The sequence below is a fragment of the Pseudomonas sp. 14P_8.1_Bac3 genome (genome assembly GCF_025466085.1).
Taxonomy (GTDB): Bacteria; Pseudomonadota; Gammaproteobacteria; order Pseudomonadales; family Pseudomonadaceae; genus Aquipseudomonas.
In genome coordinates this window covers 281,272-293,049 of record NZ_JANLOD010000049.1, presented here as the reverse complement: position 1 = coordinate 293,049, position 11,778 = coordinate 281,272, and the positions used below count along the sequence as shown (strand labels likewise).

Sequence of the window (11,778 nt, the reverse complement as noted above, 5' to 3'; positions counted from 1 at the left end):
ATTTCAGCGGAGTTTTCAGGTCGCATTCAACTTGAGGATTTACTGCTGATCAGCGTTCGGAGCAGGAACATCGGATTGCCCACCACGTAGCGCGTGAAGAGTCGCTTGGGCTCGCTGACCAGCCTGAATACCCACTCACAGCCGAGACCACGCACCCACTGCGGAGCGCGACTGACCTTACCGCCCAGAAAGTCGAGGATCGCCCCTCCGCACACGATAAGACAAGGCTCGCCACTGGCAGCCAGCCTGGCGGCGACGGCTTCCTGCTTGGGCATGCCCATCCCCAGCACCACCAGCTCCGGCTGCAACGTTCGGGCGAGTTCGATGTAGGTCTCTACCGGCGAAAAACCATGGTGAGCCGAGACGACGTTAACGTTGAACCTCGTCTCGCTCTGCTGCACAGCGTTCGCCAGCCAGGGTTCTTCCGTGCCCCAGAATGCCACGCGCCGCCCCTTGAAAGCGTCCAGTAACTTGGGGATCAAATCGGTGCCATTCATATTGAGCCCCGGCTCCCGGCCGAGTCGACGAAACAGGATCGCCATGCCAGATCCATCGCGCAGCAGCACATCGGCGGACGACAATGCGTGGTAATAATCGTGATTGCCCGCCACCAGGTTCATGGCGTGCGCGTTGACGAATCCAAGCACCGTCGCTGCCGACGGCCTCGACAACGCCTCGATCAATGCCTGCTCATCGGCAGAATCCCCGACCACCCGCAGTTTCTGCACGATCGTTTGCCAGTTACGCTGCCAGGCCATCAGTTGTCATCCCGCTTCGAACGCACCCATTCCACCTGGCGCTTAAGCAAAAAGCCTATGTACAGCGGAATTTTCTTCAACGCGTAGAACGGCGCATACATCAAGGTAGAAAAGGAGATGATCCCGCGCCCGAACTGGCTCCACGCCAGCAGGATCGCCACGGCCAACAGGGCCAAACCGACGGTCGCTATCACTGCAGGTGCCGAAGGTCCGCCAAACAAGAACACCAGCCACGCAAGGCCGAAACCCGCCACCAACACCAGCGTCAGCAGGGCCAATGGCGGCACCCATAAATCCAGGGTCATCGCCAGCAGGCTCCCGTTGCGCTTGCTGATGGACTCCACGAACAGCTTGGGCGCGTCGCCAAGAATGACACCCAGGTGACCGTGCTCCCAACGTGTCCGCTGGGTGGCCAGGCCTTCGTCACTGCGCGGGAAATAACTGGTCACCAGCGCCTCGGGGCAAAACAGCGGCGGCTTGCCGCTACGGCAGAAATCCAGGCCCATCTTCAAGTCTTCGACGATGTGACCACTGGCCAATTCGATCAGCGCCAGGTCCTTCCAGACAAACGCCATGCCCGTGCCCATCAAAGGGCAAGGCAAGCCCAGGCGCGCCCAGCCTCGCGGCCGCACCCGGTTCTTCACGCACCAGGCGAACTCGGCCAGCCGCACCTTCAACCCCGCACCTTCCGGTGCATGCATCAAATCCAGGGCCTGCGCGGGCCGTCCCGAATCGACGCAGCACCTTGCCAGCCGCTCAAGGGTGCCCTCACCCAACTGGCAATCGGCATCGATGACGATCATGACCTGCGGCGCGCCCATCGCCAGATGCCGCACGCCGAACTCCAGCGCGTACCCCTTGCCACGCTGCTGGTCATTGCTGCGCTCGACCACTTCCGCGCCCGCCGCGCGGGCTACCGCGGCGGTGTCGTCAGAACAGTTGTCGGCCACCACCACCAGGCGATCGCCTTCCAGCAGCTGCTGCCGAATACTTTGTATCGTCGCGACGATTACCGAGGATTCGTTGTGCGCTGGCACCAGCACCGCCAGTCGAGGCCGCGGTCCGCCCCGGGACGGACGCGACCGCGCGGGCAGGCAGGCCAGCAGCACCTGCACAAACAGCACCAACACCGGCAGTACGAGGAGTACCAGCAGTGCGCTGAACAGCCAACCCAGTAATGAAATCATGCGTGCGCCTTGAATAAGTCGGCCAGCTTGGCCGCTTCGGTATCGATATCGTGTCGCTCCAGCACGCGCCGATGCGCGGCCTCGCCCATTCGCTGCAACACCTCGACAGGTTGCGCAAGGCAGTCCTCCAGCGCCGCCGCCAGTTCCTCCACGGCACCGGCGGGAAATAGCCAACCATTCTCGCCCTCGCGTACCAGTTCGGGAATGCCCGCCACATAGGTCGTCAGGACGGGGCGACGCAACGCCATGGCTTCCATGATGACCACCGGCAAACCTTCGGCGAAGCTTGGCAATACCAGCGCGCGTGCCGCAAGAATCTCCGCGCGCACCTGCTCGCTGCTGATCCAGCCGGTAATCCGCACATGCGCCTGCAAGCCATGCTGGGCAATCAAGGCTTCGATTGGCGCACGCAACTCACCATCGCCCGCCAGCACGATTTCGAACGCCACGCCCTTCGCCGCCAGAATGCGAGCGGCTTCAAGCAGAAACAGCTGACCTTTTTGCTCACACAAACGACCCACGCACACCAGCCGCGGCGCAGACGGAACCGGCACCGTCGGCACGTCGTGAAACGCCCGCTCGAGGCCACAGTGCACCACCTTCACCTTGGGCCAGTGCGCATGATCGACCCAGCGAAACATCTGGCTGCGCCCATAGGAACTGATGGCCGCGACGAATGCCGAGCGCCGGACTTTCTCGCCCAGATGAATGAACTGCGGTTTATCGAATTCTTCCGGACCATGCACGGTAAAGCTGTACGCGGGCCCGCCAAGTGCGTTGGCCAGCATCACCACCTCGGTGGAGTTGGTGCCGAAATGCGCATGCACATGTTCGGCGCCGAATGCCTGCAGCCAAGGCAGCAGCCGGCAGGCTTCCGCCAGGTAGATCAAATGGTACGGCCAGGAGCGGTCGGCTCGCCGGCCCATGCGCAGCGCCAGCCACAGCGCCGAAAAAAAGCGCCGAGGCCGCTCGCGCAGTACCCGCAGCACGGGCATGACCAGCTCTTTGACGCCGCCCTGCAACACATAGCGGGTCTTATTGCGTTCGGACTCGTCCTCGGCATCCACCAGCTCGGCGTCCCAGCCGCGCAGGGCGATGCGCTGCACCTCAAAACCCTGACGCTCCAGCGCCAGGATCTCGCGACGAATGAAACTGTGGCTGACCTTGGGGTATTGATTGATGAAATAAGCGATGCGCATAAGGACCGGACTTAAATATCGTTAGGGGTAGTGACGGCGGCAGGCATGCCCACAGCCGCACGATGATCGACTGCTTCAACCAGCAGGCCGGCGTTCGCAGCGTGGTCGCCGGGCAACACGCTGTCGACTTTCTTGAACGTGCTGTCCAGCAGCTCATAACGCCGGCGGTACATCGCGCGTTTTTTTGCCGCAATCGTCTCAAGTGGCTTGATCGAAGGCTCCATCGGGATCTCGAAGAAGTCTTCTCGATCGGACGGGATCGCCCCATGCTCCAGCCAGATCACATCGTAATTGGCCGCCAGTTCCTGGGCTTTTTCTACGCCGAAATAGGGATGGCGATGATGACGATACAGATCCCCTACCGCGTAGATCTTCCCGACCCCGAGATTGACCGCCATATGCTTGATGACCTCAATCAACAAGCTTCTTGGACGCAGCCCCTCAAACGCCTTGGTCAAATCCCGGTAGATGCTCAAGGACCTGTCGCTCTCCACGCCCTTGTGAATGCCTTGAACCGCGCCGATAAACAGGCACAGCCCGGCATCCGTACGACATAACGTGAAGCCCAGTGAGGCGATGCGCAGATCGCCTTGAAACAGGTTCAGCACCAACTCCCCTTCGCGCATGAACCATACGGGGCGGTCCAGCACCAGCGTGCAGCCCTCGGCCCACTCGGCCAGATCACCGAGAACCAGGCTGTCATCGCGGCCAGACAATAAAAGGTGCGGACAGCGTTTGCTGACCACTTCGTAATGCGAGGCGATGGCGTTCAGTCGTTCCGGAGCGTCCCAGTTTTTACTGACGTAGGGCCATTGCACGACACCCAGGCAATCGGCCCCCAGTTTCTGAATACCGTTGGTGCCCAGCGCCGTCGACATGCGCGACCGGAACACCTGCAGCGCTGCGCGATTTTTCGCCACCAGGATCAGCATCTTGAGTTTGTTTTTCAACGCCCTCAACGAGTACCCGGGATGCAGGCTCAACACGCCTTTGATGGTCAGCCAATCCATGAACGTCTCACTTGTATTCGATCAACGCCGTCTTGCCGGCGCCGAATCTGTTCAAAAGAAACTTGACCTGCCCGAGCATCTCGGGAAATTTCCCCAGCACCAGGAAAAAAGCCAGCAACCAGTTTTCCCTTGTCGACCTGTCACCCCGACGGGCCAGACGCATCACCTGCAAAGGATAGATCAGCAGCAACAGCAGCCCCGCCGCGCCCACCAGCCAACAGGCGACCAGCGTCGCCAGCGGCACACCCAGGCCCCAGAACCAGGCCCGGCGCGATTCACGTCGCCAATGCTGCTCCGCCGTGGCCCCATGCAAAAAAGCGCCCTCGGCAAACGCGTGGCCACCGCGCAACGTGCGCCGCCACCATTGGCCGAAGCGGGTCATGGCGGCATCGTGCAAGGTCATTTCCTCGTCGAGGCGCCAGACCTTCCAGCCCTTCGCCCGCAGGCGCACGCACAATTCCGGCTCTTCCCCGGCGATCAGCTCCGCGCGAAACCCGGACACTGCGGCGAAGGCGTCCGCGCGCATCAACGCGTCGCCGCCACAGGCCCTGGCCTCGCCGATCGGCGTGTCCCATTCGATGTCGCACATCAGGTTGTACACCGAGCGTTGAGGAAAGCGTTCCCGGCGCCGACCACAGACCACCGCCACCTCGGGCCGCGCGTCGAGGAAGGCCTGGGCCCGGGACAACCAGCCCGCGACCACTTCACAATCACCGTCGACGAACTGCACATGACGCAGGTCCGGCAGCAGGCTTTGCACGCGGGCAAACCCTTCATTTCGCGCGCGGGCCGCCGTAAACGGAATCGTCATGTCCAGCTCGACCACCGCCACCCCGAGCGCCTGCGCCCTCTGCACCGAGCCATCGGTCGATCCAGAGTCGACGTACACCACCTGGTCCGCCGCATCGACCAGCGAGGCCAGGCAACGCTCGAGCCGCTGCCCTTCATTGCGCCCGATCACCACGACGCCCATGCCACTGACCAAGGCGTTCACCGCGCCTCGCAACCGAAAAAGTCCATCAGCCTTCCTTTGCCTGTGCAGGTTGTCGTTTCTTGATGATTGCCGGTACGCCCACGGCCACACAGTCGTCCGGCACGTCGATCAACACCACGGCATTGGCACCAATCACGACGTTATTGCCGATGCGGATATTGCCCAGCACCTTGGCCCCGGAGCCGATGTCGACGTTGTTGCCGATCACCGGGGCAATGGGCTCGCTGACGTTCTTCAGGCCCACGACGACGCCATTGCGGATGCGGCAATCATCGCCAAACTGCGCGTAACCACTGATGACGATGCCGCCGAAGTGGTCGATGACGAAGTTACGCCCGACCACCACTTCACACGGCAGCTCGATCCCGGTGACGATCTGCACCAGTTTGAAAAGTACTTTGTAGATAAAGGAGAACAACTTGCGCAGCAGTGCCGGCCGCACGCTGTAGCGCCAGCGTCCGAAACGGTATACCAGCATCACCCAGAATCCCTGGGCGCCCCAATCACCCGCGTAGGCACGCAAGTCCGCGCGTATGTTTTCGAACATAAAGGTTTCTACCGTGTCGGTTGGGTCGCGAATTGGGTCTCACGCAGCAGCGCCCAGGTCACCCGGGCATGTTCCCAGCACGCACTCATGGCGGCGCGGCCGCGGCCTTTCAGCAGGGCCTTGAGTGCCAGGATCAGATCACCCAGGAACACCAGTGACATATGCCAGGCCAACCCCAACACGCCGTGATGCTTGCGGAAGTACAACAGCTCGCTTTCGATTTGCAGTTTGGGTATCTGCCGGCTGACGGCATTGAGCTCGACAATCGACTTGGCACTTTCACCGCCGATATGCACCACCGTGGTGTCCGGGTAGTAAATGACTTTCCAGCCGGCCTGCTTGACGCGTTTGCAGTGATCCACCTCCTCGTAATAAAGGAAGTAGCGCGGGTCGAACAAGCCGACCTGGTCGATGACTTCGCGGCGGATCAGGTAATAGCAGCCCGGCACCCAGTCGCACTCGCGGACCGAGGCATGATCCCACTCCATGTCATCGACTCGCTTCACCATCGGGAAAAAGCGTTCAAGCCCCGTGCGTGAGAGAAAGACATTCAACGGCGTCGGGAAATAGCGGCACGAAGGCTGCAGATCGCCCTCTCGCCCCACCAGGCGCACGCCGAGGACGCCGCAATCGGGATGAGCCTCCATGTAATCGAGTGTCTTGTTCAGGGTATCAGCGGCCACGAAGGCATCGGTATTGAGGAGCAGTGCGTACTTGCCCTGCAGGTGTTCGACCAGTTGATTGTTGGCGCGACCAAACCCCACATTGTCGTGATTGGCCAGCAGCAGTGCCTCGGGACAGACAGCCGCCAGGCACTCCAGCGAATTATCGACCGAGGCATTGTCCACCACCAGATAGCGCGCTTGAGCCGCACTGTCGGGTTGGCGTAACGCATTGAACATCGGTTGCAACAGGCCTGCGGTATTGTAATTAACGACCAACACATCAAGAGGAGCACTAACCATTGGATTGTTCACCAAAAAAGTACGCCGCTCGCATTGCTGTCAGTTTCGGTTCGAGTTCCGGGTCATACACGCCTTCACGCTGGCGGATGAGGTCAATCCACGGATAAGTGGCGCAACGCTCTTCGATGTTCTTCAACAGCGTTTCCATCGTACAGATAACCCTGGCTGGATTACCCCCGACCACCACACCGGGCGGAACATCCCGCAGTACCACGGCGCCAGCGGCTACCACCGAATCCGGGCCGATCGTTACGCGGGGCATGACGATAGCGCCATGGCCAACGAAGGAGTTGTCACGGATATCAACGGGGCCGACAGAATCGAGTTTCAGTCCGTCACGCGCGTTGAATACGGCGACGATGCCATCGTGGCCGAATATCGTGCAATCGGATAAACCCACGTTGTTCCCGCATCGCAGCATCGAGGGGTCGGTGATGTTGCACCCGAGGTTGATCCACACGCCTTTTCCGATGGAGTGAAGCCCCCCCCACCGCGCCATGTGTTGAGCCCATTCATAGCCGTCCGGTTTACAAAACCTTTTATAGAGCGAAGTTCCACGCCCTGTTCTTTTGGCGTAATAAGCAATAGCGCGCTTTAGCAGACCAATCATCCTGTTAGCCCCAATTCTTCAAAAAAACGTCAGTGCCAGGGTGCATCCCCTGATTCTCGATACCGTGAACCTTAGCGTAGCCCGCTGCCTGAAATCCGACACTCCGATAATCGACAAATGCTTTCTCCCGAAGAATACCTGAGCATCTGGGGAGCCATCCGACCGTTCAGATGATCCGAAGCCAGTTAGCCAGCCCCAACACCAATTCCCCACACGCCACCCCGACCAGCATCATCGGCAGCACGACCAACTCGCGCTTGAGATCGAACAACCCCACCTTGCGATTGACATACACCACCAGCACCAGCGTCGGCAACGCATGCAGGGCGACGCCCCACATCGCATAATTCACCCCGCCAACAGCCAGCAACAGGGGGAGCAGTACCCATAACGAAGCGGCGCGAATGATGTTGTCCATGGCCTGGTATTTGGTCAGCCCCAAAGCGAGCCAGGCCTGATGCGCCACAGTGAAGCGCCACGTGAAAAAAGACAGTGAAAGTACCGCCAGCATGCCGCCCGCCTCGGCATAACGGTCATCGTACAGGAGGCGGATGAGCAGTGGACTGATGGTCCAGAACAGCCCGCACAGAAACAGTGAAGCCAGGTCGAACACCAGCTTGAAACGGTAATACAACGTCTGGAGCCGGGCAGTATCGTGGGTGCGTGCGGCCTCGCTGAAGGCCGGCAGCGTCACGGCGCCGACCAGCCGTTGCATGCCCAGTTGCAGCGCGCCCAGAATCAACACCGCAATCGAGTAGACCCCCAGCTCGCCGGCCGACATGCTGCCGCCGAACCAGATGCGATCACCGTTCATGGCCAATACGCCGACCGCCGAAGACAGCAGCATCCAGCGACCAAAGACAACCAACTCCTTGAGCGCCGGGCGATCCCAGTGCAGGCGATTAGGCGGCCCCGAAAACCACACATGCCCGAGCAGCGTCATGACCAGGGCACTGACCAGACCGGCCCCCACCAGCGACCAGATAGACCGGGTGAAATAACCGACGACCAGCATCACCAGCAGGCCGCACAGTTGCGAGGCAAACTCGGCGAGCACGACTTTCTTTTGCTGGAAGTCGCGAACGGCCAGGTCGACTTTGGTCGACTGAAAACCATAGATGATCGCGGAAAATCCCGTCGCGGCCAGTACCAGGGGCAACTCCGGCGCGGCGTAGGTGGAATTGGCCGACCACAAGTCGATGACCTGGGCGAACCAGGCGAATCCGGCGATCAGCAACGTCGAAGCGAACAGGATGAAGCCGCGGATGATCTGCACGGACCACAAGGTGTTCAGAAACGCCGGATCATTGCCTCGCGGGCTCTGGATGATGTTCTGGCGCAAACCGACATCGGACAGCAGATGAATCACCATCGAAACGGTGGTGGCGATGACCATGATGCCGAACATTTCCGGCATCAGCAGCCGGGCGATGATCAGGTTGCCGCCCAGGCGAATGACTTGCGACGTCACCATCGCCCCAAGATTCCAAGCCCCGGCAGATATCGCTCGCCTGCGCAGGCTCAACGGTGGCGATAAATCAGCTGATGGCATGACAACAATCCCGGGCTCAATGAGGGGAAGGTACTATAGTCGCGTTTTGCCATTCCACTAGTATCTATCCTTCACCGGTTAATAAGCCTGGCAAGCCCGTACCAGGTCGGCTGCGCGGATCGCCGCCTCACTGCCGAACGCTTTGGCTTGGCGTCTCGTTCGCCAGCGCCCTTTCGAGAACCGCCTCGAACAGTTTCGCAGCGTTTTCCCAGGTACTCGGAGCCACCGTCTGAAAGGCCATCTCTGAAACCTCACGCCACTGCGAATCGCTCAAGTTCAAAATATGTTCCACACCCTGAGCCAACGCCTCACTGTCGTCGATATCAACGAGTACGCCGTTTTTGAAATTGGCAATTGCCTCCACCGGCCAACCCGTACGCGTTGAAACAACGGGCGTTCTGCATGCCATGGCTTCCATCGCCGTCAGATTGAAACCTTCGCTGCGGCTTGCAGACAGCCATACATCACATTGCGAATACAAATCGCGAATGGAGTCCTGATCCGGGGAAAGATAAAACTCAAGGCTTGCGGGCAGCTGGAACATACCGGTCGCCGGAAAGCTGCCAAAGGCGATCACGCGAAGCGTTGGAAATTTCGCCTCGAGCCTGGAGATGACTTCAAGCGTGACATCAACACCTTTCAGCGGTGTTTCATGATACAAAAAGCCGATGGTCGGGCGTTGCTGTTTGCCCCTCGGCACAGCGTGAAATTGCTGATGATCAACGCTGTTGCCGACCAGGACAACATCCGTCTGGCCATACTCGACTCGCAGCAAATCAACCAACCATTTGGAAATGGTTATTTTATGCAAGGGCATTTTGTACGTCGCTATCACCCTGTCCACCGGGCAGAAAGGAAAAATCTCATGCCCCTGGATAAAGTACATTTTCACGCCTTTCGACGGACTTAGCGCATTCACCCACTCAGCGGTTTCCCACCAAGTGGCAACGACAACATCTGCATCTGGAATATCGGCATCCGACATAGGCCGGTATTTATCGATCACCCGGTGATCAAGGCCAAGACCGTCCAGATGCGAGGGAATTGTCGGGGTTACCGGCCAGCCCTTTCCGGTCACGAAGCTCTTTATCTTCCTGCGCAGCGGTGAAGAAGGATAAGGCTGGGAAACGATGGTGACTTCGTGTCCCCTTTCAGACAATGCCTGGGCATAAATGGCAACGACACGAATCCCGCCAGACAGGCTCGCCACAGGCAATACAAACGTCACTCTCATTAAAACACTCCAATCTCCCCTGGAAATCAGAGGCTGCCTATTCAAGTCCACTACATTACGCGAGTAAACGATAGAACCACTAACTCAAGCTATTCAAATGCTCCGCCAACCTGAGCGCAAGCTGCAGAAGAGGCATCGTCGGATTGGAGGCACCGCCGGTAGAAAAAACGCTGCTGCCCGCCACATGCAGGTTTTCTACACCGAACACTTTGCAGTTCTCGTCGACTACCCCGAAATCAGGCGAACTGGCCATCCGGGTAGTGCCCATATGGTGGGCATGGGGATTGACCTTCAGTGGCACGTCGACGTCATACACGCACTGTTCCAGCTTGACCAGGCCCAGTCCCGTGTCGGCAAAACACTTGGCCATTTCCAGCCCTATGACTTTCACGGTATTTCGGTCGGCAAGCGCCAGCTCCCAATGAACGTGGGTCTTTCGCACCCCTAGCGCATCCCTCTCTTCCAGCAACGAGAGGCGGCTGTCGGGGTTGGGAAACTGTTCGATCAATGTGCCGATCACGCCATCTCCGGGACAATCGAACTTGGTGATGAATTCGATCTTGTTCTCCACACCCACGTCGCAGATCAGATTCTCGAAAAAGCTCTTGATCGCCGCGGTTCGACCGTAGGATTTCACTTCAGCCACCAGTGAGGCGCTCACATTGCCTTTGCCCGACCCGTGCTCCGCCACGAAGGCATCGGTCGTGAAATATTCGCGAGACCCCTTTTCCTGCCCTTCTTTCAGGATGAAGGTGCCGAGCTCGACGTTCAGGTGTTCCATGAAGCACCTGCCAACGTAACCATCCTTGGTCACGATGCCGCCCGCGGCCAGGGATTCACTGTTGAGCAACTGCCGGGCATTCTCGATCGCGCCCGTTGCCAGGATGAATTGCTTCGCCGTCACGCGCTCCTTATGCAGTTTGTAGTCCGAGACGACGATAGTCGCCAGGCGGCCGGTCTTGCTGTCGAATTCAAGATCGACGCAGTTGCAATTGATGAAGACATCAAGTCCCTCGGTTTCATTGAGTTCCTTGGCATATTTCTGTGCAAATCGCGTCGGTGGGCTGAGCAGGAAACGATCCGCTTCAAAGTCGGCACCGTCCAGAGCAGGATTGATCGCCTTGAAGCCGGCGTTCGGTGGAAGGTCCACAATGGCCATGGCTTCCGGCAAATGCCGCTCGATCTCGGCAAACGGGATCGGCCAACCGGGCAAATGCACCGGAGGGCCCACGCTGAAGTCGGACGGTTCGAAGGGACGGCAACGGCCGGCCCAGTGATTGGAGGTGCCGCCCAGAAAACGCAGGCGGGTTTCCTCGGCGTAGACTTCAAGACCTGTCGATGGACACTGATAGAGGTCTTGCGAGGTCGGCGAATACTCGCGCCCCCCGCCCTCGATAAGCAGCACATGCCGGCCGTTGCCGGCCAGCTTCAGGGCCAGCGTAATACCGGCCGGCCCCGCGCCGATGATGCAAAAGTCATAACCGTCGCGAAGTTCTTTCTGCGATTCGTAGTCTTTTATCATGCTTGCTCTTGCCGAAAGTGTTGGGCAGGCAGCACCCATCCGTTAATGACGACGTACTCGGATTTTTTAACGACAGAAGGCCGGGCGACGGCCTCTGAAAATCCAAAGATGAGTCCTCCCAGACTCACCAGGGCAACCGCCTGGAGGAAGCCTCTGCGGTCGATCACAGAAGTATTCAAATCAAGTTCATTCATGATTCA

12 protein-coding genes are annotated in these 11,778 nt (G+C 59.3%); all 12 read right to left on the bottom strand.

Going from position 1 to position 11,778, the window contains the following annotated elements:
* Positions 1–26: 26 nt before the first annotated feature.
* Positions 27–758: a WecB/TagA/CpsF family glycosyltransferase gene (locus NTD84_RS15625; RefSeq protein WP_262167094.1), complete on the bottom strand. Its 732-nt coding sequence runs from the start codon at positions 756–758 to the stop codon at positions 27–29.
* Positions 758–1,945, bottom strand: coding sequence for a glycosyltransferase family 2 protein (locus tag NTD84_RS15620; RefSeq protein WP_262167092.1), 1,188 nt, complete (start codon positions 1,943–1,945; stop codon positions 758–760). Before NTD84_RS15620 ends, NTD84_RS15625 begins: the two co-directional genes overlap by 1 nt.
* Entirely contained in the window at positions 1,942–3,144 is a 1,203-nt protein-coding gene (locus NTD84_RS15615) for a glycosyltransferase (protein WP_262167090.1), read from the bottom strand. The genes NTD84_RS15620 and NTD84_RS15615 overlap by 4 nt, the downstream gene beginning before the upstream one ends.
* An 11-nt stretch (positions 3,145–3,155) precedes the next feature.
* Positions 3,156–4,154, bottom strand: coding sequence for a VirK/YbjX family protein (locus tag NTD84_RS15610; RefSeq protein ID WP_262167087.1), 999 nt, complete (start codon positions 4,152–4,154; stop codon positions 3,156–3,158).
* Positions 4,155–4,161: 7 nt separating this feature from the next.
* Positions 4,162–5,127 carry a glycosyltransferase family 2 protein gene (locus NTD84_RS15605; RefSeq protein WP_410017360.1) on the bottom strand — a complete coding sequence of 322 codons (966 nt, stop codon included), beginning with the start codon at positions 5,125–5,127 and terminating at the stop codon, positions 4,162–4,164.
* Between the two features lie 46 nt (positions 5,128–5,173).
* Positions 5,174–5,695 carry a serine O-acetyltransferase gene (locus NTD84_RS15600; protein ID WP_262167085.1) on the bottom strand — a complete coding sequence of 174 codons (522 nt, stop codon included), beginning with the start codon at positions 5,693–5,695 and terminating at the stop codon, positions 5,174–5,176.
* Between the two features lie 8 nt (positions 5,696–5,703).
* Positions 5,704–6,660 carry a glycosyltransferase family 2 protein gene (locus NTD84_RS15595; RefSeq protein WP_262167083.1) on the bottom strand — a complete coding sequence of 319 codons (957 nt, stop codon included), beginning with the start codon at positions 6,658–6,660 and terminating at the stop codon, positions 5,704–5,706.
* Complete coding sequence (locus NTD84_RS15590; protein ID WP_262167081.1) at positions 6,653–7,270, bottom strand: acyltransferase; 618 nt, start codon at positions 7,268–7,270, stop codon at positions 6,653–6,655. Before NTD84_RS15590 ends, NTD84_RS15595 begins: the two co-directional genes overlap by 8 nt.
* A 166-nt stretch (positions 7,271–7,436) precedes the next feature.
* On the bottom strand, positions 7,437–8,822 hold the full coding sequence (locus NTD84_RS15585; RefSeq protein ID WP_262167078.1) for an oligosaccharide flippase family protein: 1,386 nt from the start codon (positions 8,820–8,822) through the stop codon (positions 7,437–7,439).
* A 127-nt stretch (positions 8,823–8,949) separates the two neighbouring features.
* Positions 8,950–10,056, bottom strand: coding sequence for a glycosyltransferase family 4 protein (locus NTD84_RS15580; RefSeq protein ID WP_262167077.1), 1,107 nt, complete (start codon positions 10,054–10,056; stop codon positions 8,950–8,952).
* 79 nt (positions 10,057–10,135) lie between these two features.
* Positions 10,136–11,578 carry an FAD-dependent oxidoreductase gene (locus NTD84_RS15575; RefSeq protein ID WP_262167074.1) on the bottom strand — a complete coding sequence of 481 codons (1,443 nt, stop codon included), beginning with the start codon at positions 11,576–11,578 and terminating at the stop codon, positions 10,136–10,138.
* The gene (locus tag NTD84_RS15570) at positions 11,575–11,772 is read right to left on the bottom strand and encodes a twin-arginine translocation signal domain-containing protein (protein ID WP_262167072.1); all 198 of its coding nucleotides are present in this window, start codon (positions 11,770–11,772) and stop codon (positions 11,575–11,577) included. The genes NTD84_RS15575 and NTD84_RS15570 overlap by 4 nt, the downstream gene beginning before the upstream one ends.
* Positions 11,773–11,778 lie beyond the last annotated feature (6 nt).